Below are 22,254 nucleotides of genomic sequence, written 5' to 3' on the forward strand. Positions count from 1 at the left end.
GCAGTGCTTTGTCTCAGGTTGCCTGATCCTGAATTCTGGCAAGGGATTCTTCCCGGCCAAGAGCGATCAGGACGTCATAAATGCCGGGTGACGTGCCTCGGCCCGTCAGCGCGGCCCGTAGCGGTTGCGCCACCTTGCCCAGTTTCAATTCCTTGTCTTCCGCGTAGGCCTTTACAGCAGTTTCCAGCGGGTCCGCGCTCCAGTCAGAAGCGCTGGAAAGAACTTCGTGAAGATCCTTCAGGATCGCCCGGGCGTCGTCGTCCAGGATCTTCTGGGCCTTTTCGTCGGTGTCGAGCGGGCGCTGACGCCACAGATAGGAGGCGCTTTCCGTCAGTTCGACCAGGGTCTTGGCCCGTTCCTTCAGTCCGGGAAGTGCTGCAAGTGCGGTGTTCTCGTTGTCACCATCGGCAAGCCAGGCGAGAATCTGGTCGCCGCCTTCGGCATGTGCGAGATAGACCTTCCAATGGCCCAGCAATTCGCCGTCATCGGTCGCGCGCATGTAATGACCGTTGAGGTTCTCAAGTTTCTTGAAATCGAAACGCGCAGCCGACTGACCGACAGCGTCGAAACCGAACCACTTGATCATGTCTTCGAGCGAAATGATCTCCTCATCACCATGGCTCCAGCCGAGACGTGCCAGATAATTCCGCATGGCCTGCGGCAGATAGCCCATCTCGCGATAGGCTTCGGCGCCGGTCGCACCGTGACGTTTGGAAAGTTTTGCGCCGTCCGGCCCGTGAATGAGCGGAATATGCGCCATTGCCGGTACATCCCATCCCAGAGCCTTGAAGATGAGCGTCTGGCGGGCCGCATTCGTCAAGTGATCGACGCCGCGGATGATGTGTGTGATGCCCATGTCGTGATCGTCCACCACAACAGCGTGCATATAAGTCGGCGTCCCGTCGGAGCGCATCAGTACGAAGTCATCAAGGTCCTTGTTCGGGATCACAACGCGACCCTGAACGAGATCGTCGACCACCGTCTCGCCTTCCTGAGGGGCCTTGATGCGGATGACTGGGTCAACGCCGGCCGGGACTTCGGAGGCGTCTCGCTCGCGCCATGTCCCGTCATAGCGGGGTGGCTTGCCCTCGGCGCGGGCTTTCTCGCGCATGGCGTCAAGCTCTTCCGGGGTGCAGTAGCAGCGATAGGCCGTGCCGTTGGCCAGCATTTCCTCGACCACTTCCTTGTGGCGCTCAACACGGGAAAACTGGGAGATCGGATCTCCGTCCCAATCGAGCCCAAGCCAGGACAGGCCGTCAATCAATGCGTCCACCGCTTCCTGCGTGGAGCGAGCCCGGTCCGTATCTTCGATCCGCAGCAGCATCTTGCCGCCGTGATGACGCGCGAAGAGCCAGTTGAAGAGCGCGGTGCGGGCGCCGCCGATATGCAGGAACCCGGTCGGGGACGGGGCGAAGCGCGTGACGATGTTCTGTGCCATGGTGCTTTATGAAAGTCTCTGTCAGTATGACGGCGCGGAGCGCGCCGGATTGGTGGCGCGGTCTTAGCACAGGCTTTGGCGAGGCTAAATAGGGGCTCCGGCCATTTCTTGGACCAAAACGAGGAGCTGAAGTGACGTCACGGTCCGGTCCGCTCGATATTTCTGCCGGCCGGTCGCAAACGGCAACCCTTGACGTTGAGCGCGAGGATTTATCACCTGCCGTGCTCAAGCCTAAAGTACGTGAGAAACGGCGTTCAAGGCTAGCGGGCGCTGGTCACACTTATTTTGCTCACAATGCGTCAGCAGATCGTCTTTGGGATTCGCAAGGGCTGTTGTGGTGTGCCTTCGCGTTTGCCGGGGGAATTGGTGTCTACGTTTGGTTGCCCGAAGAACCTTCCTGGGTTCTGTTGGGAGTTCTGGTCGTGCTGGTAAGCGCGGTTCTCTGGCGTGTGAAGCAGCGCGGCACTGTGGCGGTTTCCGTCGTTCTCTTCCTGGCATTCTTTGCCGGACTGGCAGCCTCCAGTCTTCGCACGGCATATGTTTCGGCGCCGCGCCTTGCCGAACAGATGAACGCGGATCTGGCTGGCTACATAGAAGAGATTGACAGCGGGGCAGCCGGTCACCGGATCGTACTGGCCGTATCCTCGGTCAATGGGCGTCCTGTCGAGGGGAGTTATATACTTGACGTACCAAGATCGAGAAGTTAACGATTCCTTAGCGTGACAGGCCGATGCTAGGGTTGTGGCCGAGCGGTGATGGACTGAGCCCTATGGGTGCAAATTCAGCTATTGCTTGCTCGGCCCATTTTGTACGCGGGAAAGAGCCTTTCATGCCATTGGTTATTCGGCATGGACGGCCAAACTTTTATAGCCTTGCTGTACTCAAGGCTGTCCGCGTGGAAGCATGGGTATAGATCAGCAAGGTAGCGCGGCTCTGTTGTGCCGTACTTGGAAAGCTCAAGCACCTTTCCAAGAGCGCTTGCGATGCAATCGGCGATTTGTAGCCCGCGAAATTCTTGATTAGGTGCGAGTTCAATATCGTTTGGGTTGAGGAAGTCCCAAACCATACGGTCATTGGTGACAAACGGGCTGTTGATGATGCGTCCCAGGTACTCGGTCAAATTTTCGAGTTTGAGCCCTTTCCTGGTTGATAGGATTACGCGCAGTTGTTGCTGATGGTGGTCGCGGGACCAAATCGTCGCCCTTTCGAGCAGAAAGCGCAGGGCATAAAAGTAGAGGTAGTACTTCTTTTTGAAGTTCTCCGGCTTTTGCAGAGAAGGCTTGTGGATCGCTACACACATTGCGCGAATGCCGGTATTTCGAATGGCGTTGATGAAGCCTAAGCGTTCGTCATGTTTTCGATTTCTGAAATGGAAGTACCAATTTTCGGCGTAGTGTTTTGATTTGAATTGGTCGTACTCAGATATGACCTTTTGAACGCAGCCGTCTGAATTAGGATGAAGTGCACCGCCGATGATTAGCCATTCGGTGCTAGTATCGCTAAACCCTTCCTCTCCGCATTCGTCAACGTAAAGTACTGCCATGTCAGACACCGATAAGAAACCAGATCAAGAAAAGGGCGACGAGATCCTAAAACGGATGCTCAACACGCCTCCCGATCCAAAGGCCGGGAGGCGTGCCTCCGAGGATGTTAGCGATTCCCGGACCAAGCAGTCTTCAACGAGTCAGAAGACACTAGGAGCTTAGTCCATGTCGCCTCGTCAGCCTCCACAACAAGCAGAAGATCATCCGAAGAAAGGATTTTCTTCACATAATCGCGAAGCTGGGCAAGAGTGCCGGAATATCCGACATACCAGACGGTCTCGAGAACACGTCCTACCGCCACGCCCAATTTCTGAAGATGCTCATCCATCTGTTCATGAGACGGGTTGTCCCCGTTCAGATCGTAGCTGAGGATATAATTCGACATTTTATGTTTCCTGTATATTTGCCACAGGAGACTTGACGTGAATCGCGTAAAATGGAACTGTCTGATCGTGATCACAACAAGCCCTCCAAGGCTTGGTTTCAAGTAAAGGTGAGCGTCTAGTCCACGCTCACCTTTTTCACGTTCAGACGATTCTTTACGTTAGGACAACCTAGCCGGCAGGTTGTCCCCGTTGTTTTCGCTCGTTTTCGGAATAATTTGCGCGATTTCTGCTTAAGCGTGCGCGCTTTCGTCAATCCGCCGATAGGTAAGACGTTTGCCGCGTGCACCTTCTAAAAGCTTATCGGCGCGTTCCTTGTCGGAAATCTTGAGCGAAGCACGGTAGTTGTAACGGAAATCAAACTCCGCCAGATAGCGCTTCAGGTGAGCTTCCGAAACGTGGTGGTAAACACCAATAATGCCGCGCTTGAGAATGGCGAAGTAGCCTTCTGCGGTATTGGAATAGGCATCGCCGCGCACGTATTCCTTAGCGCCGTGGTCAACCATTTCGTGACGGGCAAACTCCTTGCCTACTCGATGGTAGCCGCCGCCGGTATCGGTCATCAGCGCGGACTTGCGGTCTACCTGTTTGACCAAGATCGGACGCAGGGTCTTGCCGGATACTGAAGCGATGTGGTCGGACTTGGCACGGCCACCACGTTCAACGAGGACATGGACGATCTGCTTGCCCAGACCGCCAAGGTTCTTCGGGTTACGCTTGGAATTGTGCTTGTTGTACTCCTTGCCTCCGACATAGGTGGTGTCGGCTTCAACGGTCTTGCCTTCGCCGCCGAGTGGGCCTTTGTCCTTGGGTGACGGTGCCATTGCCTCACGGATGCGATGGGCCATGAACCAAGCAGTTTTGTAGGTCACGCCAAGCATGCGATGCAGCTGGTGGGCTGACATGCCCTTCTTGGATGCTGCCATCAGATGCGTTGCCAGAACCCACTTGTTGAGCGGGATCTTGGAGCGTTCGAAGACGGTGCCAACGGTCACGGAGAAGGGCTTGCGGCATTCGTTGCACTTGAAGACGCCAGGGCGCGTTGACTTGCCCTGAAGCTTTTTGATGCGCTTCTGGTCGAAGTTACCGCAGTGCGGACAGGTCGGACCATCGGGCCAATGGATGGCTTCCAGATGTTCGCGGGCCTTGTCGGCGTCGTGGTAAATAGGGTTTGTGAGATCAAACATGGCTGAAACCTTAGATGTCCTGTTTAGGCGATTGATGGCCGACCAGCGTTTGCCGCATGTGGTCAATCACCTGAAGGACTGCGGTTGCCTGAGCGCGGAGGGCTTCGTCTTTGCTCATGCTTGCAACGACGAAAGTTTCCCCAGCGATCTCAAAAGTTTTTTCGATGAGTTCAATCTGACCATTCGCCTTGAGGACGTGAAGAAGCCCCATCAGGACGGCTTGGGCTCCGCGTGCTTGGGCTAGTGCATTTGCAGTATTCTCATCCATGACGGTATCTCCTTGATTCCAATATAGGAAATCAAGTTTAGTACGTCAAGTATATAATTCCCCTGTCGAGGAGGGCGAGTTTCCCGCCAAGGTGCGCTTGCGCGTTCCGGCGGGAGGCGACATTGAAGTGGGGCGCACCGTGAGCGTCAGTGCGCGGCTGTTTCCCCCCGCGGGTCCCGTCTTTCCAGGAGGATACGATTATTCCTTCCGGGCCTTCTTTCAGCAGATAGGTGCGACGGGTTTCAGTTTCGGGTCCCCCGAGGTCATCGAGACTGAGGAGGCTGGAAATGAATTTCGCCCTGCCGTTGCCGTTGCCAAGCTTCGAATAGACCTCGCGGAGCGTATCAGGAGCAATCTTTCGGAAGGGCCGGAAACCGCACTGATCGTTGCTCTTCTGGTTGGAGACCGCAGCGGAATAACCGAAGAGCAGGAAGAGATTTTGCGGGCCGCCGGACTGGCTCACATTCTTGCAATTTCTGGACTGCATATGGCGCTCTTTGCCGGCGGCGCCTATGGCGCGGTCTTAGTGCTCTTTTGCTTGGTGCCGGTCCTGACGCTCAGGTGGCCAGTGCACAAGTGGGCCGCGCTTTCAGCCCTTGGTGCTGCCGTTATTTATCTGCTTCTGTCCGGTGGTGCGGTTGCGACGCAACGATCGTTCCTGATGATCGCGATTGTCTTTGTCGGAATTCTGGTGGGGCGACGCGGCCTAACCCTGCGAAGCGTAGCGTTGGCTGGCCTCGTACTCTTGCTGATTGCTCCTGAGCGGTTGTTTTTCCCCGGCTTCCAGATGTCCTTCGCTGCCGTGATCTGCCTGGTCGCCGTATATGACCTGTGGCGGCAGCGAGATCGTTCCCTGTCTGGTGAAAGAGTGTCCGGATGGGGCATGGCGACTTGTCTTTACCTCGGCAAGTGGGTTGCAGGGCTGTTCGTCACCGCATTGGTCGCAGGGCTGGCGACCGGCATAATAGGCGCTCATCACTTCAGCCGCATCGCGCCCTATGGCCTTGTCGGCAACTTGCTGGGAATGCCGGTGTTTTCACTTGTTGTGATGCCGATGGGAGTACTTGCATTCGTTCTGATGCCCTTCGGCCTTGCAGCTCTCCCTCTGGCTGTCATGTCTTTCGGAGTTTCACTTCTGTTGAAGGTTGCTTCCTTTACCGCAGCCCTTGATGCCGGCAGCGGAACTTCCGGAAGGCTCGACGGGGCTGCAGCATTGCTGTTGCTATCAGCATTATTTGCCGGATTGTTGGTGCCTGGCAGAAAGCGTGTGCTCGCAGGAGTGCCTCTCGTCGCAGGAATATTGATTGTTCTCACCAGCCGGCCTCCGGATATCCAGATTGCTGCAAGCGGCTCTCGAATAGCTGCCCGCGATGAAACGGGAACTTTGCGTTACGCAGCAAGGGGGAGATCGTTTGCAAGTGATCTCTGGCTGCAGTCGGAAGGAGTGAGGAATGATGCGATCTTGTCGCGCAAGATGAAATCGCCTCAAAGAAATTGCGATGACGACGGTTGTGTCATCAGGGCCTACGTCAATTCAGAGGACGCAGAACGGCTGGATAGCAGGCAATCGTTTCTTGCAATCGCGCAGCCAAAGACATTTGAAGCGTTTCAGCTGGATTGCCGATATGCCGATTTGGTCGTGACCGATCTTGTCGCTCCGGAGAGCTGCGGTGCAGCCCTCGTTCTGGATCGCGGTACGCGCACCGAACGTGGTGCCGTCTCCATCTGGCTATCGCCCGGTGATTTCAGCGAGGCCGCGAATGCTACGAGCGGTGCCAGTGGACCGGGCCATCCGCCAAACGAAAATCTGAAAATCGAGAAACTGAAGTTTGCCATCCCTGACCCACCGCGCCCCTGGCATCAGCAGGGAACGGTAACGAGAGACAGCCTGCGTCTAGCCGAGCGCGCCTCGGTGGCCGAAGCGCGCGCAGAGGAGTGACTGGTCAATACTGACGAAACAGGGCAACGAGGCGGCCCTGAACACGAACGCGGCCGGGACCGAAGATCCTGGTTTCATATGCCGGGTTGGCTGCTTCAAGAGCGATGGAAGCGCCTTTCTTGCGCAGCCGTTTCAAGGTGGCTTCTTCATCGTCCACGAGTGCAACAACGATGTCGCCACTGTCGGCACTGTCGGTCCGACGGATAAGAACGGTATCACCGTCCAGAATGCCCGCCTCAATCATGGAATCGCCACGAACCTCCAGCGCGTAGTGTTCCCCGCGACCAAGCAGGTCCTGCGGCACTGTGATGGAATGGCTGTGTGTTTGAATGGCCTCGATGGGCACACCGGCTGCAATGCGGCCCATGACGGGAATTTCCGTAACACTGGACACCGGCACCGGTGCAGCTTTTTCCGGCTCCGGTTTGCCGAGTGAGCCTTCAATGACTTCAGGTGAGAAGCTGCCTCTTGGCCGTGGAGCGCCCAGGCCGGGTGCGATGGAGTCCGGAAGACGAACAACTTCCATGGCTCTGGCCCGGTTCGGCAGGCGCCGGATGAAGCCACGTTCTTCAAGCGCGGTGATCAGGCGGTGAATGCCGGACTTGGAGCGCAGGTCGAGCGCGTCCTTCATTTCGTCGAAAGACGGCGGCACACCGGTTTCTTTCAGTCTTTCGTGAATGAACATGAGCAGTTCGTACTGCTTGCGCGTCAGCATGTAGGCGTCCCCTGACCGAGAAAACATCTGGTACAAATCAAGAACATGGTACCTGTTCTCATTGTGTTCTGCAAGGGTAAATGTTCTCTTACTGTTCTTGGCTTCGAACAAGTTGCCGTATTCAATCCGTCTCCGATATTGGATTTAGGTCGTCCTTCGATCCGGTCAGGATCAGCAGTTCACAGGTGATCAAAGTCGGCGCGCCACCAGCGGTGAGAGTGCCCCGATGTAGTCCACCTTCGAGATCAACGGCGCGGATTGGGACGCAAAGCTCTTGCTCCGGTTTCGCGCCAGCGTTTTCAGTCAGGAGTATCTCGGAGATCAGACCTGTCATCGGCTGGGCGTCGCGGAACGCTGCTCCGGCCAGACTGCCCAGTCCATAGACTTCGTAGGAGGGTGCTTTCAGCTCTTTTGCAAGTTCTTGGATGCTGTCCGTCAGGTCGGCAAACGGAGCGAGTGTGGTGATAAGCGCATTGTAGTCGGTTGTCCGTGACTGTTCGTCATCCTGTTGCACACGAAACAGCGTGAATTCGGTTTCCGGATCCAGCGATGCCACGAACGCTGCGCCTTGCAGGCCGTACCCTTTGATGGCCCCCTGATGCGCAACCTTCAGCGTATGCGGCAGTAAGTGGCCAAGGTGCTCGACTTCTTCCTCGTGCCAATAAGCGTGTACATGAGCGAACCATTCACCATCTCGTATCCCGAGAATGGCAACTGCGGACTCCAGCGTTGCGCCTTTCGAGGAGTGCGTGTCGCTGTACCAGGCTGCATGTCGGTCATCGATTGCACAGGCAGGCATCACAAAGTCGAACGCTTCGAGCATCAGCCCGGAAAGATCGAGAACGGCGGAGCTCAGTCCTTGGTGCGTGGCGAAGCGGCCCAGCGCCTCCAGCAAGGGAGTTTGCTCTGCCAGGGAGATTTCCAATGGTTTCGCCAGACATCTGGCATGTGGGAGCCGATTGATGGCAGAAGGGCCGGGATGACGAATGTCGGACAGAGACCTGGGGGCGGGCCGTCTCACAACAGGCCTTTCTCGGTCAAATGCTCCCGCACCAGTTTCTTGGTGATCTTGCCATAGGCACTTGTCGGCATTGCGGGAATGAAGAGATAACGTGCAGGCATCTTGTAGCGGGCGATCTTGCCGTTCAGATAGTCGCTGAGTTCCTGAGGGTCGGGTGACTTGTCTGGGGCAGCCACACAAACGGCTAGGCCAACTTCGCCCCATTGCCTGTCCGGAATGCCGAGAATTGCGACCTCGGAAATATCCGGATGTGTAAGCAGCACTTCCTCGACTTCCTTCGGGTAGACGTTGGAGCCACCAGAAATGTACATGTCCGACGCTCGGCCTGTCAGAAAGAGGTAGCGCTGTTCATCCATGTGACCGATGTCTCCGGTGCGGAACCAGCCGTTCCGGAAAGACTTCTGGTTGGCGTCTTCGTCTTCCAGATAGCCAGCACAGACTGCCGTACCGATGACGCAGACTTCACCCGTTTCATTGGGGGGCAGGTGATTGCCATCCTCGTCCTGGATCGAAACCTCTATACCTGTGCGCTCCGTACCGCAGGTGCCGCTGCGTGTCTCAGGTCCATCCTCCAGAAAATGATCCTGTGGCCGCAGCACGGTGATGTTTCCGGTGACCTCGCCAAGTCCGTAGTATTGAACCAGAACGTGCCCCAATTTCTGGAGTGCCAGCTTCTGGTCCTCCCTGTACATGGGAGCCCCCGCATAAATGACGTGACGAAGGCTCGAGTGATCGTACTGATCAACAGAAGGGTCTTCCACCAGGCGTTTGACGATTGTGGGAACAGTGAAGAGATTGCTGACCTTGTGTTTTTCGATCAACTCGAATGCAGTCGACGGATTGAAGCCACCTCCGGGCAGGAGAACATGTGTGGAACCAACTGATAGCTGGGCAATCAGTTGCAACCCTGCACCGTGTGACAATGGAGCTATGACCAGCGACGCATCGCGCTCCGTCGTCCCGGGCAACAGGTCTGCCATGTAGTTGACGCAAACGAATCCGATCTGCCCGTGACTGAGGACAACCGCCTTCGGGCGGCCGGTTGAGCCTGAGGTGAAGAACAGCCAACAGGGATCGTTATAGTCCACTGCCTCGTTCTGCAGGACCTGTCCCTGGTAACGGGAGAGGAGATCCTCATAGTTTGTGCCAAAGTCGCTGGCTCCAATTGTAATGCATCCTGTCTGCTGATCTCTGGCGTTTCGCACTGCATCGGCCTGAGCACCAAAATCCGCGTCACACAGGAAAACCTTCGCCTTCGCTTTTACCGCAGCATAGGCCGTTTCGCCCGGAGCCTGTCTGAAATTGCAGGGAACCCAGATGGCTCCCAGACGAAATGCGGCCAACATGATCTCGATCATCTGATGCGAGTTCTGGGCCTGGACCAGCAAGCCGTCGCCCTTGGAAACGCCGAATTCCGATTGGAGACCCTTGGCAAGTGCGGAGACGCGCGAATCGATTTCTGACCAGCTCAAGGTGACCCCATCCTCGACAACTGCGGGACCTGAGGGCCACCGGGCAGCGTTCCTGGACAGAAAATGCGCAAGATTGGCCACGCGATTGGAACAGCGCTCCACCATCTAAGTTTGCCTCCCGACTACTGGTTTTTTCAGACGTTAGGTTGATGGCAGTCCGTTTGACAAGTTGAGATTGGCATTCAGACCGTTCCGCTTTCTAGGTAAATCGTGCAAGTATGCCGCCGATCGGTTTCGACGTTTGCCTGAGGATTTCGAATGAGTGAGATGACGATTATTGATTGGGACGATGCCTATTCAAATGCTGCCTATATTCCAGGCGCTGACGATTTCATCGTGCGCTGGGCGCAGGAAGCGGAAACCTTCCGGAAAAGCTGGGTCGAAAAGGATCTGGATGTCGTTTACGGGGAAGGGGATCGTCAGCGGTTCGATGTGTTTCGGCCACAGAGGAAGTCCAAGGGGCTCGTCGTGTTCGTGCACGGGGGCTACTGGCTGAGATTCGATAAAAGTTCCTGGTCGCATTTTTCTAGCGGCTGCCTGGCAAGAGGCTGGACGGTATGCATGCCGTCGTATGAGCTGGCTCCTGATGCGCGGATCGCAGATATCACGCGGCAAATCTCTGTCGCGATTACGAAGGCGGCTGCTCGCGTCGGTGGCCCGATCCGTCTTGCCGGGCATTCCGCTGGTGGGCATCTGGTCACACGCATGATATGCGAAGACAGCCGGTTGCCGAAAGACGTTCTGGATCGAATCGAGCGTGTTGTTTCCATCAGCGGTTTGCACGACCTTCGCCCGCTCAGAAACACGGTGATGAACAAGTCCTTCCAGATGAACGAAGACGATGCCATGGCCGAAAGTGCGGCATTGATGGTGCCCGCCGTCGACTGTCCGGTTGTCGCCTGGGTCGGTGGAGCGGAGCGTCCGGAGTTTCTAAGGCAATCGAAACTCCTTGCGGATGCCTGGCCAATGGCCACCTACAAGGAGGATCCCGGCCGCCATCATTTCGATGTCATAGACGGTTTGAAGGATCCCGATAGTGAACTGACGGAAACCATGCTGGCCCCTTGAGCCACTCACGAGGAGGCGCATATGCGTACTGAAAGCGACAGCATCGGCGAAATAGACGTGCCGGAGGACAAATACTGGGGGGCACAGACACAGCGCTCCTTGAAGTATTTTTCCATCGGTAGCGACCTGATGCCGATAGAGCTTGTCCACGCTTATGGCGTTTTGAAGAAGGCAGCGGCCCTTGCAAACGAAGAGCTGGGGTTGCTGGATGCGGATCTTGCGCGGTTGATTGTCCAGGCAGCCGACGAAGTTATTGATGGAAAACTTGACGACCATTTTCCGTTGCACGTGTGGATGACCGGCAGCGGAACACAAACCAACATGAACGTGAACGAAGTGATCTCCAATCGCGCCATTGCCCTTGCCGGTGGTGTGCTGGGGTCAAAGGATCCGGTTCATCCGAACGATCACGTGAACCTGTCTCAGTCGTCCAATGACAGCTTTCCCGCAGCCATGCACATGGCCGCTGCTCTCCAGGTGACACATCGCCTTTTGCCCGGCGTGCAGATGCTCCACAAGAGCCTGCAAGACAAAGCCGACGCCTGGGACGACATCATAAAGATCGGCAGAACGCATATGCAGGACGCCACGCCTTTGACGCTTGGTCAGGAGTTTTCCGGTTATGCGGAAATGCTGCGTCAGGACATTGAGCGCATCAGTTTTGCCCTAAAGGATGTCTATGGACTGGCGCTGGGCGGAACCGCAGTCGGGACGGGCATCAACGCTCATCCCCTTTTTGCGGAGTTGTCTGCCACCCGGATCGCGGAACTGACGGACTTGCCGTTCTATACGGCTCCGAACAAGTTTGCGGTTCAGGGGGCGCATGATGCTCTTGTCATGTTGAGCGGAGCCTTGAAGACGCTTTCAGTGTCCTTGTTCAAGATCGCAAACGATATCCGCCTCTTGTCCTGCGGGCCCCGCTGCGGTTTCTTTGAGCTGAAAATTCCGGCAAACGAGCCCGGCTCTTCGATCATGCCAGGCAAGGTCAACCCGACGCAGTGCGAGGCACTGGCGATGGTTGCGGCACAGGTGATGGGCAATGACGTCGTCGTCGGGATAGGTGGCGCCAGTGGCTACCTGGAGATGAATGTCTACAAGCCGCTGATGATCAATGCGATCCTGCAGTCGGTAAAGATCATGGGCGACGGTTGCACCAACTTCTCCCTTTTCCTGGTGGAAGGCATGGAGCCGAACGAGAAGCGCATCAGGGAGTTTCTGGATCAATCCCTGATGCTGGTGACAGCGCTAAGTCCGGTGATCGGATATGACAAGGCCAGTCATGCCGCACACCATGCGTTTGAGCATGATCTGACCCTGAAGCAGGCGTGTCTTGACCTTGAATTCGTCAGTGCGGAGGAATTCGACCGGGTTGTTGATCCGGCGAAGATGGTCCAGCCGTCGCTTTAGGTCGGCCGAAAGGTTCCTGATGAGCGCTTTCGTGATGCGCTGGGCAATTCGGCGTACGACTACAAGAGACCCCTTTGCGCGAGATTGCGCATGAGGGAGCTTATGCCGAATGTCCATTCCGGACATTCGGTCGAAAGCCGGACCGTGTTGCTCAATCGACCGAGGCCCGGACTTTCGATTGTAACGACGTCGCCCAGTTTGTGAGTGAAACCTTCTCCGGCAACGTCCCGGTCCTGCGTCGGTGCGAAGAGGGTACCGAGAAACAGCATGATCCCGTCGGGATACTGATGGTGACGGCCCAGGGTTTGCCGGACCAGATCCACAGGGTCCCGACTGATTTCCTTCATCGAAGATCTCCCCTTCAGGATGAAGCCGTCCGTTCCCTCCACCGTCAGGTCCAGTTCTGCCAGTCGAACGTCATCCAATGAATATCCCTGGTCGAATAGTCGGATCATCGGTCCGATGGCACAGGATGCATTGTTGTCCTTTGCCTTGGACAAGAGCAGAGCCGAACGGCCCTCGACATCACGCAGATTGACGTCGTTTCCAAGCGTTGCGCCAACAATCACACCCTTTGAGGAGACTGTCAGAACCACTTCCGGCTCTGGGTTGTTCCAGCTGGACACCGGGTGAAGTCCGACGTCGGCTCCGGTGCCGACGGAGGAAAGAACCTGCGCCTTGGAAAAGACCTCGGCATCCGGGCCGATGCCGACTTCCAGGTATTGGCTCCAGAGGCCCTCGGAGATAAGCGCTTGTTTGACCTTGGCAGCTTCTTCGGATCCGGCTCGCAGGTTACGCAGGCTGTCGCCGATGGTTGCACCTACCCGTGCCCGTATGGCTTCGGCCTTTTGAGGATCTCCTGCCGCTTTCTCCTCGATCACGCGTTCGACCATGGAATTTGCGAAGGTCACACCACATGCCTTCACTGCCTGTAAGTCGCAGGGAGCCAGAAAATGCAGGTTGGCGAGATCGCTGCAGGTACCAGCCGCGATTTCATCCAGAGTGCCAAGATATTCTCCTTTAGCTGCGGCAACATAGGCAGCCGGTTCCGCTAGTTCGCAAATATCCCGAACGGTGGGGGCGGCTGCGGACGTGATGTCGAAAACGCGGTTTTCGCGCAGCGTGACGACGGCGGGCCCCTTGACATCGGGTCGCCAGACACGGCCCAAAAATGTGCCGGAGGACAATTCGGTTTCTGAATAGAATTTCATGGCGTTCCCAGGTTGGCCGTTAGGCCATCATTGTTGGTTTTCCCTAGTCTGCTGGGAAAATTCTCAGTTGTCCAACAAATGTGGAAACGCAGGCGCCATTCCATAGGCGCGCTAGAGAGAGTGGGTATCTGGTCAGGAAATTACCGGTGTCTCTCTCAGTTTGCCAGACAGACCAACAGGTTTACCGGCAACCAGGTCACTCCTGGAGGGTCGAAGCGACCAGCTTGTCCGCCATGGCCTTGTTTTGCACCAGCATGTCTTTCATGCGTCCACGTGCCAGTTCTGCGTCTCCGGAATCGATCGCTTCAGCAACGCCGACGTGATTGCGACGCGCAATCTTTTCTTCCGGAGGGGTTCGTTGTGAGGCGGCATAGGAAAAGAGCATGACCGCGTAGATCAGATTCTGGAGCTGGGAAAGCATCTGATTGCCACTGGCCTGCAGGATCGTGGCATGGAACATGTAGTCGGCGCCGATCATGCTTTCCTGACCATCCAGAGGATGGATGGCACGCGCGGCCGCAAGAATGGTGTCGCGTTGCTCCCGGCTTGCGTTGACGGCTGCCAGGGCGGCGGCCTCCGGCTCGAAAATCAGTCTGAGGTCGGTTGCTTCTGCATAAATTCTCGCAGTCTGCGGACTTCTTGGGTCATGCCAGCGAATGACGTCCGGATCGAGAAGGTTCCAGTCGTCAAAGGGGCAGACCCGAGACCCATATCTGCGTGCCGTTCGAACGAGCCCTTTGCCGCAAAGCACCTTGATGGCTTCTCGGACAACAGTTCGCGAAACACCGAGGCTGTCGACAAGTTCGTCCTCACGCGGAAGGATCGCGCCTGTCGGATATTCTCCCCGCGCAATCTTTCTACCGAGATGTTCGACCGTATCTTTGACTGCCCCCGTCGGCAGGGATGTAAGGACCTTGTCCGGAAGTTCGAAGAAATTACGCTTTTTATTATCCATTCAACAGACTCAGGCAGTCGGGTCTTTCCAATCGTATTTGATCGGCGAGACCGGCGTTGTGTCCTGCGCATGTTTTACAAGCGAATTTTATAAAATACTAGATTTAATGAGTTGCCACGACGTTTTGCAAAGCTAATACGTCGCTTCTGGATTCTCTTTATGTCGCTGCTGTTTGAATTATTGACCATTCAGGCAAGGAAATGAATTCGCTGCTTTGAAATTTGTAGGACAATTACTCGGGGCCTAGCCATCCAGAGCATAAAGCCTTTGTGCAAGTTTTCTGACGCCGGTGTTCTTGAAGTGCCGGATACTTGCAGGTGGAACTAAATAGACAACTCCGGCGGCCAGTCCGTCGCGCCAGCGCAGCTGCACTTCGGCAACGGTTTTGGGGACGGCGTCGAAGACATAGAACTCTTCCGGCAGGTCGGTAACCTCGTTCAGCACGAGACGGACACCTCCATCGGAAATGTCCCTGATCGTGCAATCGCAAATAAATTCATTGTCCAGACTCGCAAGTTTCGCGGGGCGCAATCTTGTGCGTTGGCGCGGATGCAGGCGACGCTGAATTGCTGCGGCAATGGAGTCCCGTTTCGAAGACAGAAATGAAAACATGGCACAACCTCAGTTGTTGGGTCTTGATGGGGCGAGCGGTCCCGTTGGCCTTAACGGCTCTGGTCTGCTGGAACCGGGGAGTGCGGGCCGATAGCTGGGATCTCCCAGCGTCGAGGGGCGGTGTGTTACTGGTGATTGTGCGTTCCGGCAAAGGCGATATGCAAGATCATACAAACCGCGCCATCCAGCCGGTGTACTGCCAAGGTTGTCCAGCACGGCAAGTGCACCGCCCGTCAATGCACCCCTGCGTGCTCCACTTGGGCCTTCCCAGGCGCCACCTGCAACGGCTCCCTCCATCGCGCCGTCGACGATCGGCATGTCCGATTGATCCGGGTTGATATGCGCATCTGCGTAGGCTCTTGCGTAGGCGTCGCAGTTCGTGGTCTGGGCTGAGGCTTCTGGAGCCAGGCAGGCAACTGAAGCAGCGATTGCAGCCTGCAGGAGCCCGGCCTTCGCGAGCTGGACACGGTGCATCGTGAAGGTGCGACATATGAATGGTTGGACCGAGGGTCTGGCTGCTTTCCTTGCGCAGGTCGGCGGCTGCAGACGTTTCATACGCTTCTCCCAAATACCGAATACTGAAAGGGCAGGGGCGCCCGCACCGGTAATGCATGCACACCGAAGATTGCGTGAAACTTGCGTCGCAGGCGTCCGGGAAGGAACCCTGCCAAATCATCACGGTCGAACAGTTTCGGGCAAGCTTGGCTGACTATCCCTTGGGGCAACCTGAGCTGATAGGAGGTCTTCTATGGAACCTGTGTTCCTGACCAAACTCGTTTCGAATAGCAATGACTGGCTGTCCGTCCGCCAGGCGACCATTGCCGAAAACATTGCCAACGCCAATACGCCAGGCTTCCGCTCAAAGGACCTGGAACCGTTCACAACCGTGATCAGCAAAACCCAGCTTGCCATGACCGCAACCCATGACGGCCATCTTGGTCAGACCATGGAAGCCGCGCGCAAGTCCGATGTCGAAAAGGCGGACAGCTGGACGGTCACGCATTCCGGTAACTCCGTCAGCCTGGAACAGGAACTCATGAAGGCAGGAGAGGTCGCGCGCGATCATTCGTTGAACGCCAGTATCGCGAAGTCCTTTCACCGCATGTACCTCTCCACAGTGAAATCCTAAAGGAAAACAATCATGTCTGATCCGCTTTCCGCAACCTTGCAGATTTCCGGCGCCGGTCTCAGAGCGCAGTCGGAGCGGTTGAGAGTTGTGTCTGAAAACCTCGCCAACGCCCGCTCTACCGGCGAAGCAGCCGGCGATGATCCCTATCGGCGCAAGACCATCACGTTCGAAAGTGAATTCAACCGCGCCGTCCAGGCCAACCTGGTGTCCGTGAAGGACATCGGCAAGGACAAAGCCGAGTTCGCGGTGGAATACGACCCCGGCCATCCGGCGGCGGACGAGAACGGCTACGTCAAAATGCCGAATGTCAACACGCTGCTTGAACTGGCCGATATGCGCGAAACCAACCGTTCTTACGAAGCCAATCTGAAAGTCATGACGCAGGCCCGCGAGATGGTCATGCGCAACATTGACCTGTTGAGGAACTGATCATGATCAATGAAATCTCCGCGCTGACATCGTCGACCGACGGCGTCCTGAAAGCAGCCTCCACCACCAGGTACACGGCGAGCACGCCGGATCTTGGCGGCACGGGCGCCGTGGGCGAAACCAGTTTCTCCGATGCGATGGCGAAAGTTTCGACCGATGCGATCGACAAGATCAAACAAGGCGAAGCGGTATCGATTGCAGGTGTCGACGGACAGGCTTCGGTTCAGCAGGTGGTCGAGGCCGTAATGGCTGCTGAATCGACCCTCCAGACCGCAATTGCCATCCGCGACAAGGTCGTGAGCGCCTATCAGGAAATCAGCCGCATGTCGATCTGATCGAAGGCTTGGCCTCGATAAGCGATTGTAATTACCAGGAGAAAATCCATGAAAGCCCTTGCTATCGCCGCGACCGGCATGAGCGCCCAGCAGACGAATGTCGAAGTGGTCGCCAACAACATCGCCAACATGAACACCACGTCCTTCAAACGTTCGCAGGCGGAATTCTCAGACCTTCTCTATCAGGCCGAGCGCCTGCAGGGCGTGCCGAACCGGGGTGGTGAAGATCCTGTACCGGAAGGTGCTCAGCTTGGTCTGGGCGTTCGTACCGCCGGGATCCGCAAACTCCATGCCCAAGGCTCGCTGACCAACACCGGCAACCAGTTCGATGTTGCGCTCGACGGGCGGGGATGGTTCGAAATTACCGGTCCTGATGACGAAACACTGTTTACCCGAGCCGGTTCGTTCAACAAGAATGCAGACGGCAGACTGGTGACCATTGACGGCTATGCCGTCGAACCGGCGATCATCATTCCGCAAGAAACCATTGAAGTTGTCGTCAATGAATCGGGTCAGGTCTATGCCAAGGTCGATGGCGAGATGACGCCTCGTGAACTTGGACAGCTGACGCTTTCCAATTTTGCCAACGATGTCGGTCTGGAACCAGTGGGTGGCAACCTTTTCCGTGAAACCGAGGCCTCTGGCACGCCTGTTACCGGTGTTGCGGGTGATCCGGGTTTCGGCGTGGTTCGCCAGGGGTATCTGGAAAGCTCCAACGTTGATCCGGTAAAGGAAATCACTGCCTTGATCAGCGCTCAGCGCGGCTATGAAATGAACTCCAAGGTCATGAAAGCCGCCGACGAGATGGCCGGCACCGTCACCAATGGCATTCGCTAACAGGGAGAAGGTGATGACGATCCGATCCCTTTTCCTGGTGCTGGTCATGATCTTCAGCACCGGGGCAGCGAAAGCAGCCGGAGGCATAGATCTGCCGGTTCCGCGCCAGACCATACCGGCTGGAACCGAAATCACTCACCAGGATCTGATCGAACGATTGTTTCCAACGCGGACAGCGCAGCAATTCGCGGTGTCTACCAACAGGGGCCAACTGGTTGGCATGGTTGCACGACGTACGTTGCTTCCAGGACAGCCGGTACCGATCAATTCGGTCGAAAAGCCGGTCCTTGTTCGTCGTGGTGAGCCGGCGCGACTGGTTTTCCGTGAGCAGGGGCTGGTGATCATCATGCAGGTGGAAGCTCTTCAGAACGGCGGAGCCGGCAACTTCGTACGCGTACGCAATGTCGATAGCGGTCTGGTTGTTTCCGGGCGGGTTCAAGAAGACGGCACCATACGTGTGGAGAACTGATTTTATGACCCGGTTTCTCGTTTTTGTTCTGGCTGCACTGTTGGCCTTGCCGGTGTCGGCAATGTCCATGGTGCGGATCAAGGACATCGCCAGTCTGCAAGGGGTGCGCGACAACCAGCTTGTCGGCTATGGCCTCGTTATCGGTCTGAAAGGATCCGGCGACACGTTACGCAATTCCCCATTCACGGAGCAATCGCTGCAATCGATGCTCGACAGTCTGGGGGTGAACGTACGCGATGCGCGGCTGCGGACGCGTAACGTAGCAGCCGTTGTCGTGACCGCCGAAATGCCGTCTTTTATCGGTCAGGGATCGACGATCGACGTAAGTGTGTCCTCGCTTGGCGATGCGACGTCACTTGCCGGGGGTACCCTCATCGCTACCCCTTTGCTGGGAGCTGACGGGCAAATCTACGCGGTTGCGCAGGGCCCCGTTGCAGTATCCGGTTTCTCGGAGCTGGGGCAGGCGGAAAGCCTGACCCAGGGGATACCGACCGTGGGTCGGGTTCCAAACGGTGGTCTCATCGAAAGAGATTTGCCGGCTAAATTTTCGCAAATACCCAATCTGGTTCTCGAACTTTCCAATCCGGATTTCCGCACTGCAGTGCGTATTGCCGATGCGATCAATCAGTTCACCAGGGAGCGATACGGCATCAAGGTGGCCAAGGAGCGCGACTATCGCACCGTGGTACTCACGCCTCCGCAAAACATCAGTGTCACGCGGTTCATTGCGGAAATCGAGGCTATTCGGGTGACGCCTGACCAGATTGCGAAGGTCGTGATCGATGAGCGAACAGGGACTGTGGTTATTGGCAAGGATGTGCAGATTTCGACCGTTGCGATTACCCATGGCAATCTGACGGTTCGTATATCGGAAGCACCCGAGGTTTCGCAGCCGTCGCCGTTTTCGCTGAATGGCCAGACAGTGGTCGTGCCACGAACATATGTCGATGCTCAGGAAAGCGGTGGTCAACTGGCTGTTGTCGGTGGAACGGACCTGCCCACACTGGTGCGGGGTCTCAACCGGATCGGTCTGCGACCAACCGGTATCATCGCCATCCTTCAGGCGATCAAGACAGCCGGCGCGCTGCAGGCGGAACTCGTGGTGCAATAAGTCAGACCTGCTCCTATTCCGACAGGGAAACCAGCACTTATTTGGGTTGAAACCCTGAAGGGCGGGATGACGTCTCCTCATGAGAGCAATTCTGAAACGCCGCTTTTCGAAGCGGCGTTTTTTTGCGACAGCCTCACGCAAGCTCGATCTCCGATTGTGCGGTCAAAGAGGTTCTGCACAAGGGAAGGCCTTATGCTACGACATTTGGACCGCGGCTGCACATTCACGCTTCTGGTGCTTGCGGCAGTTTCGCTCACATTCGGCGGCCAGGCTATTGCCCAGGCGCCGCGCCAGAAGCCCCAGGCACGTGAAAGCGCGATTGCGCCCGTACCGCCACAGGACAGCGAGCTCTATTGCAAGAACATCGCCGAAGCGGCTTCGGATGCGCGCATCAAGTGGCAGACCTGGAAACTGATCAGCCTGGAGGCAAGTCTCCGGGACAGGATTGAAGAATTGCAGCGCAAAGAGCGCGAATTCGAAAAATGGGTCGAGCGGCGCGAAGACCTTCTCAACGAAGTCGAGGATCAGGTCGTCTCAATCATCGGGCGCATGCGTCCGGAAGCAGCTGCGGCGCAGCTGCAGACGACCGACGAGGAAGCCGCTGTTGGCGTTCTCCTGAAACTGAAGGCCCGTGTTGCCAGCAGCATTCTCGACGAGATGGAGCCTTCCCGTGCTGCCCAGCTGACCCAATCGATGATGGGCCTGACCCATCCCGAAATACAACGGAGTTTCTGATGCGCGCTTTTGTGATCTCCCTAGGAGCTGCGATGCTGACCGGCTGTGCCGGGCAGCTGGAAGACGTTGGTCGCGCACCGGAGATGTCTCCGGTCGGGTACGGCCTTGCCGTTCAACAGCCGGCAGCTTATCCGCTGAGTACTTTCGGGCAGGGCACGGTCAAGGACTACAACTCCTTGTGGGCCAGCGGTCGCGACAATTTCTTTGCAGACCCGCGTGCAAAGAAAGTCGGTGATGTGCTGACCGTGACCATCCAGATCAATGACCGCGCGAACATGGACAACAGTTCGGATCGCCGCCGCACTTCCGATATCGGTTGGGGTGGCACCATGGATTACGACTGGGATGGCATCGGGCATGGTGGCAGCGGCAATCTTGGCGTTGATTCCGGCTCCGGTTCCGCGGGTTCCGGCTCCATCGATCGGTCGGAAGAAATCCAGCTGTCCGTTGCGGCCGTGGTCACGGACCGCCTGCCGAACGGCAACCTGGTGATCTCCGGCTCGCAGGAAATGCGCGTCAACTTCGAGATGCGCATCCTGCAAATCGCCGGGATCGTGCGTCCGCGGGACATCCAGGCCAACAACACCATTCCTTACGACAAGATTGCCGAAGCGCGGGTCTCCTATGGTGGCCGCGGCAGGATCACCGAGGTTCAGCAACCGGCCTGGGGGCAGCAGATCTACGACATCGTGACGCCCTTCTGAGCCCTTCCTGAAAGTACCGGAAAGACCCAAATGCCTAATATCATTGAAGTTCCTTTTGAGGGGGCGCAGGAAAATCAGCGCAGCTCCGGTTTCGTCGCGGCGTTGGTGCTCCTGACGCTGATTGGCGGTGGCGCTGGAGCGGGCCTTGCAAAATATGTTGCTGACTACACGGAAGAGGAAGTTCATGGCCGGCTTCGCCAGCAACAGAGCTTCACCGAAACGCTGCCGTTTTCGCCTTCGACACGTCTGCAGACGCTTGAACCGCTCGTGACAAACCTGGCGTCGCCGCAAGACGCCTGGATCAGGTTGCAGGCTTCAATTCTTCTGGAAGACGATCCGGACGGTGATGTCGGTGTGCTCAAGAAAAAGGTCGAGGACGATTTTCTAGGCTACATGCGCACGCTTACGCTCTCTCATCTGGAAGGTGGTATCGGTTTGCAGCATCTTCGCGAAGATCTCACCGAGCGCGCTCAGACACGCACCAAAGGTCAGGTGAACGAAGTCATTCTGGAATCGGTGGTTATTCAATGAGCCGTCTTCTTGTTGCCGGCCTTGTACTGGTCGCGATGACGGGGGCTGCGGCTGCCCAGGTGCCGGATCTTTCTGCGTTGCTACCTGCAGGAGAGGGCAGTGCCAGCGGCCGTATCATCCAGATGATTGCACTCTTGACTGTGCTTTCTCTGGCTCCGGGCATCCTGATCATGGTGACAAGCTTCACCCGTTTCGTGATCGCTTTCTCGTTCCTGAGGTCCGGTATCGGTCTTCAAACAACACCGGGTAACCTGATCCTCATTTCGCTGGCCCTCTTCATGACTTTTTACGTCATGGCTCCAACCTTCGACAAAGCCTGGGAGCAGGGTGTTCAGCCTCTGATGAACAACGAGATCTCCGAGGAAGAGGCCTATGTGCGGATCACAACGCCCTTCCGGGACTTCATGCTCAGCCAGGTGCGCGAAGAAGATCTCGTTCTATTTGATGACCTTGCGGCCGGCCGCGTGACAGAAAACGAAGCGGCCTCTGCAGAGGAAGTTGAACTGCGTGTCTTGATCCCGGCTTTCATGATTTCCGAGTTGCGCCGGGGTTTCGAAATCGGATTTTTGATCGCGTTGCCTTTTCTCGTGATCGATATGATCGTTGCAACGATCACCATGTCCATGGGTATGATGATGTTGCCACCAACAGTCATATCGTTGCCTTTCAAGGCGTTGTTCTTTGTTTTGATCGACGGATGGAACCTTCTGGTCGGTAGTCTTGTGCGATCATTCTTGTAACCGACGGGGGCGTC

General features: G+C 56.6%; 26 protein-coding genes. 14 read left to right on the forward strand and 12 right to left on the reverse strand.

The genetic code is table 11. The annotated features are described in order from the left end of the window. Positions 1–13: 13 nt before the first annotated feature. Entirely contained in the window at positions 14–1,438 is a 1,425-nt protein-coding gene (gene gltX, locus Q666_RS55885) for a glutamate--tRNA ligase (protein WP_022998478.1), read from the reverse strand. 422 nt (positions 1,439–1,860) lie between these two features. On the opposite strand from gltX, the gene Q666_RS66275 reads away from it, so the two are divergent. Further along, complete coding sequence (locus Q666_RS66275; protein WP_161633202.1) at positions 1,861–2,145, forward strand: hypothetical protein; 285 nt, start codon at positions 1,861–1,863, stop codon at positions 2,143–2,145. Between the two features lie 74 nt (positions 2,146–2,219). Here Q666_RS66275 and Q666_RS55895 read toward each other — a convergent pair whose 3' ends face one another. From Q666_RS55895 to Q666_RS55910, 4 genes are all read right to left on the reverse strand, one after another. Continuing rightward, positions 2,220–2,981 carry a DUF3800 domain-containing protein gene (locus Q666_RS55895; RefSeq protein ID WP_022998480.1) on the reverse strand — a complete coding sequence of 254 codons (762 nt, stop codon included), beginning with the start codon at positions 2,979–2,981 and terminating at the stop codon, positions 2,220–2,222. A gap of 107 nt (positions 2,982–3,088) precedes the next feature. Further along, a complete protein-coding gene (locus Q666_RS55900) occupies positions 3,089–3,367 on the reverse strand; it encodes a hypothetical protein (RefSeq protein WP_152533422.1) in 279 nt (92 codons plus the stop codon). A gap of 231 nt (positions 3,368–3,598) precedes the next feature. Continuing rightward, positions 3,599–4,552, reverse strand: a complete 954-nt coding sequence (locus Q666_RS55905; protein WP_022998482.1) for an IS1595 family transposase — start codon at positions 4,550–4,552, stop codon at positions 3,599–3,601. 10 nt (positions 4,553–4,562) lie between these two features. Continuing rightward, positions 4,563–4,820: a hypothetical protein gene (locus Q666_RS55910; RefSeq protein ID WP_022998483.1), complete on the reverse strand. Its 258-nt coding sequence runs from the start codon at positions 4,818–4,820 to the stop codon at positions 4,563–4,565. Between the two features lie 139 nt (positions 4,821–4,959). Here Q666_RS55910 and Q666_RS55915 point away from each other — a divergent pair, with 139 nt between their 5' ends. Beyond that, positions 4,960–6,759 (forward strand): ComEC/Rec2 family competence protein, encoded by a 1,800-nt coding sequence (locus Q666_RS55915; protein WP_161633203.1) that lies wholly within the window; start codon positions 4,960–4,962, stop codon positions 6,757–6,759. A 4-nt stretch (positions 6,760–6,763) separates the two neighbouring features. Here Q666_RS55915 and lexA read toward each other — a convergent pair whose 3' ends face one another. The 3 genes from lexA to Q666_RS55930 form a co-directional block, all read right to left on the reverse strand. After that, the gene (lexA, locus tag Q666_RS55920; RefSeq protein WP_022998485.1) at positions 6,764–7,474 is read right to left on the reverse strand and encodes a transcriptional repressor LexA; all 711 of its coding nucleotides are present in this window, start codon (positions 7,472–7,474) and stop codon (positions 6,764–6,766) included. A 121-nt stretch (positions 7,475–7,595) separates the two neighbouring features. After that, positions 7,596–8,399, reverse strand: coding sequence for a hypothetical protein (locus Q666_RS55925; RefSeq protein WP_208993796.1), 804 nt, complete (start codon positions 8,397–8,399; stop codon positions 7,596–7,598). A 92-nt stretch (positions 8,400–8,491) separates the two neighbouring features. Beyond that, a complete protein-coding gene (locus Q666_RS55930; RefSeq protein WP_022998487.1) occupies positions 8,492–10,072 on the reverse strand; it encodes an acyl-CoA synthetase in 1,581 nt (526 codons plus the stop codon). Between the two features lie 153 nt (positions 10,073–10,225). Here Q666_RS55930 and Q666_RS55935 point away from each other — a divergent pair, with 153 nt between their 5' ends. Together Q666_RS55935 and fumC are read left to right on the forward strand one after the other, a co-directional pair. Further along, positions 10,226–11,035: an alpha/beta hydrolase gene (locus tag Q666_RS55935; RefSeq protein ID WP_022998488.1), complete on the forward strand. Its 810-nt coding sequence runs from the start codon at positions 10,226–10,228 to the stop codon at positions 11,033–11,035. Positions 11,036–11,056: 21 nt separating this feature from the next. Beyond that, positions 11,057–12,442: a class II fumarate hydratase gene (gene fumC / locus Q666_RS55940; RefSeq protein ID WP_022998489.1), complete on the forward strand. Its 1,386-nt coding sequence runs from the start codon at positions 11,057–11,059 to the stop codon at positions 12,440–12,442. 59 nt (positions 12,443–12,501) lie between these two features. Here the strand turns inward: fumC and Q666_RS55945 are convergent, their stop codons facing one another. From Q666_RS55945 to Q666_RS66040, 4 genes are all read right to left on the reverse strand, one after another. Then, complete coding sequence (locus Q666_RS55945; RefSeq protein ID WP_022998490.1) at positions 12,502–13,653, reverse strand: fumarylacetoacetate hydrolase family protein; 1,152 nt, start codon at positions 13,651–13,653, stop codon at positions 12,502–12,504. A gap of 196 nt (positions 13,654–13,849) precedes the next feature. Further along, a complete protein-coding gene (locus Q666_RS55950) occupies positions 13,850–14,608 on the reverse strand; it encodes an FCD domain-containing protein (RefSeq protein WP_022998491.1) in 759 nt (252 codons plus the stop codon). A 243-nt stretch (positions 14,609–14,851) separates the two neighbouring features. Further along, complete coding sequence (locus tag Q666_RS55955) at positions 14,852–15,220, reverse strand: PilZ domain-containing protein (RefSeq protein ID WP_022998492.1); 369 nt, start codon at positions 15,218–15,220, stop codon at positions 14,852–14,854. Positions 15,221–15,229: 9 nt separating this feature from the next. After that, positions 15,230–15,775: a hypothetical protein gene (locus Q666_RS66040; RefSeq protein ID WP_152533423.1), complete on the reverse strand. Its 546-nt coding sequence runs from the start codon at positions 15,773–15,775 to the stop codon at positions 15,230–15,232. 193 nt (positions 15,776–15,968) lie between these two features. Between Q666_RS66040 and flgB the strand changes: the two genes are divergently transcribed. The 10 genes from flgB (at position 15,969) to fliP (ending at position 22,240) form a co-directional block, all read left to right on the forward strand. Beyond that, entirely contained in the window at positions 15,969–16,349 is a 381-nt protein-coding gene (flgB, locus tag Q666_RS55960) for a flagellar basal body rod protein FlgB (RefSeq protein WP_022998493.1), read from the forward strand. A 12-nt stretch (positions 16,350–16,361) separates the two neighbouring features. Then, the gene (gene flgC / locus Q666_RS55965; RefSeq protein WP_022998494.1) at positions 16,362–16,778 is read left to right on the forward strand and encodes a flagellar basal body rod protein FlgC; all 417 of its coding nucleotides are present in this window, start codon (positions 16,362–16,364) and stop codon (positions 16,776–16,778) included. 2 nt (positions 16,779–16,780) lie between these two features. Beyond that, on the forward strand, positions 16,781–17,113 hold the full coding sequence (locus tag Q666_RS55970; protein ID WP_022998495.1) for a flagellar hook-basal body complex protein FliE: 333 nt from the start codon (positions 16,781–16,783) through the stop codon (positions 17,111–17,113). Between the two features lie 48 nt (positions 17,114–17,161). After that, a complete protein-coding gene (gene flgG, locus Q666_RS55975; RefSeq protein WP_022998496.1) occupies positions 17,162–17,950 on the forward strand; it encodes a flagellar basal-body rod protein FlgG in 789 nt (262 codons plus the stop codon). Positions 17,951–17,963: 13 nt separating this feature from the next. After that, on the forward strand, positions 17,964–18,419 hold the full coding sequence (gene flgA, locus Q666_RS55980; protein ID WP_022998497.1) for a flagellar basal body P-ring formation chaperone FlgA: 456 nt from the start codon (positions 17,964–17,966) through the stop codon (positions 18,417–18,419). Between the two features lie 4 nt (positions 18,420–18,423). Continuing rightward, the gene (gene flgI, locus Q666_RS55985; RefSeq protein WP_022998498.1) at positions 18,424–19,530 is read left to right on the forward strand and encodes a flagellar basal body P-ring protein FlgI; all 1,107 of its coding nucleotides are present in this window, start codon (positions 18,424–18,426) and stop codon (positions 19,528–19,530) included. A 192-nt stretch (positions 19,531–19,722) separates the two neighbouring features. Continuing rightward, positions 19,723–20,265 (forward strand): MotE family protein, encoded by a 543-nt coding sequence (locus Q666_RS55990; protein WP_031268435.1) that lies wholly within the window; start codon positions 19,723–19,725, stop codon positions 20,263–20,265. Then, a complete protein-coding gene (gene flgH, locus Q666_RS55995; protein ID WP_022998500.1) occupies positions 20,265–20,969 on the forward strand; it encodes a flagellar basal body L-ring protein FlgH in 705 nt (234 codons plus the stop codon). Before Q666_RS55990 ends, flgH begins: the two co-directional genes overlap by 1 nt. A gap of 30 nt (positions 20,970–20,999) precedes the next feature. Continuing rightward, positions 21,000–21,500 (forward strand): flagellar basal body-associated FliL family protein, encoded by a 501-nt coding sequence (locus Q666_RS56000; RefSeq protein ID WP_022998501.1) that lies wholly within the window; start codon positions 21,000–21,002, stop codon positions 21,498–21,500. After that, positions 21,497–22,240 (forward strand): flagellar type III secretion system pore protein FliP, encoded by a 744-nt coding sequence (fliP, locus tag Q666_RS56005; protein WP_022998502.1) that lies wholly within the window; start codon positions 21,497–21,499, stop codon positions 22,238–22,240. The genes Q666_RS56000 and fliP overlap by 4 nt, the downstream gene beginning before the upstream one ends. The last annotated feature ends 14 nt before the right edge of the window (positions 22,241–22,254 follow it).

Origin of the sequence: Labrenzia sp. C1B70, assembly GCF_000475395.1 — a bacterium.
GTDB classification, from domain to species: domain Bacteria; phylum Pseudomonadota; class Alphaproteobacteria; order Rhizobiales; family Stappiaceae; genus Roseibium; species Roseibium algicola.

Coding starts and splice junctions, on each gene's coding strand:
- gltX (WP_022998478.1), bottom strand. CDS start 1,438: ATGGCACAGAACATCGTCACGCGCTTCGCCCCGTCCCCGACCGGGTTC.
- Q666_RS55895 (WP_022998480.1), bottom strand. CDS start 2,981: ATGGCAGTACTTTACGTTGACGAATGCGGAGAGGAAGGGTTTAGCGAT.
- Q666_RS55900 (WP_152533422.1), bottom strand. CDS start 3,367: ATGTCGAATTATATCCTCAGCTACGATCTGAACGGGGACAACCCGTCT.
- Q666_RS55905 (WP_022998482.1), bottom strand. CDS start 4,552: ATGTTTGATCTCACAAACCCTATTTACCACGACGCCGACAAGGCCCGC.
- Q666_RS55910 (WP_022998483.1), bottom strand. CDS start 4,820: ATGGATGAGAATACTGCAAATGCACTAGCCCAAGCACGCGGAGCCCAA.
- lexA (WP_022998485.1), bottom strand. CDS start 7,474: ATGCTGACGCGCAAGCAGTACGAACTGCTCATGTTCATTCACGAAAGA.
- Q666_RS55930 (WP_022998487.1), bottom strand. CDS start 10,072: ATGGTGGAGCGCTGTTCCAATCGCGTGGCCAATCTTGCGCATTTTCTG.
- Q666_RS55935 (WP_022998488.1), top strand. CDS start 10,226: ATGAGTGAGATGACGATTATTGATTGGGACGATGCCTATTCAAATGCT.
- fumC (WP_022998489.1), top strand. CDS start 11,057: ATGCGTACTGAAAGCGACAGCATCGGCGAAATAGACGTGCCGGAGGAC.
- Q666_RS55945 (WP_022998490.1), bottom strand. CDS start 13,653: ATGAAATTCTATTCAGAAACCGAATTGTCCTCCGGCACATTTTTGGGC.
- Q666_RS55950 (WP_022998491.1), bottom strand. CDS start 14,608: ATGGATAATAAAAAGCGTAATTTCTTCGAACTTCCGGACAAGGTCCTT.
- Q666_RS55955 (WP_022998492.1), bottom strand. CDS start 15,220: ATGTTTTCATTTCTGTCTTCGAAACGGGACTCCATTGCCGCAGCAATT.
- Q666_RS66040 (WP_152533423.1), bottom strand. CDS start 15,775: ATGAAACGTCTGCAGCCGCCGACCTGCGCAAGGAAAGCAGCCAGACCC.
- flgB (WP_022998493.1), top strand. CDS start 15,969: ATGGAACCTGTGTTCCTGACCAAACTCGTTTCGAATAGCAATGACTGG.
- flgC (WP_022998494.1), top strand. CDS start 16,362: ATGTCTGATCCGCTTTCCGCAACCTTGCAGATTTCCGGCGCCGGTCTC.
- Q666_RS55970 (WP_022998495.1), top strand. CDS start 16,781: ATGATCAATGAAATCTCCGCGCTGACATCGTCGACCGACGGCGTCCTG.
- flgG (WP_022998496.1), top strand. CDS start 17,162: ATGAAAGCCCTTGCTATCGCCGCGACCGGCATGAGCGCCCAGCAGACG.
- flgA (WP_022998497.1), top strand. CDS start 17,964: ATGACGATCCGATCCCTTTTCCTGGTGCTGGTCATGATCTTCAGCACC.
- flgI (WP_022998498.1), top strand. CDS start 18,424: ATGACCCGGTTTCTCGTTTTTGTTCTGGCTGCACTGTTGGCCTTGCCG.
- Q666_RS55990 (WP_031268435.1), top strand. CDS start 19,723: ATGCTACGACATTTGGACCGCGGCTGCACATTCACGCTTCTGGTGCTT.
- flgH (WP_022998500.1), top strand. CDS start 20,265: ATGCGCGCTTTTGTGATCTCCCTAGGAGCTGCGATGCTGACCGGCTGT.
- Q666_RS56000 (WP_022998501.1), top strand. CDS start 21,000: ATGCCTAATATCATTGAAGTTCCTTTTGAGGGGGCGCAGGAAAATCAG.
- fliP (WP_022998502.1), top strand. CDS start 21,497: ATGAGCCGTCTTCTTGTTGCCGGCCTTGTACTGGTCGCGATGACGGGG.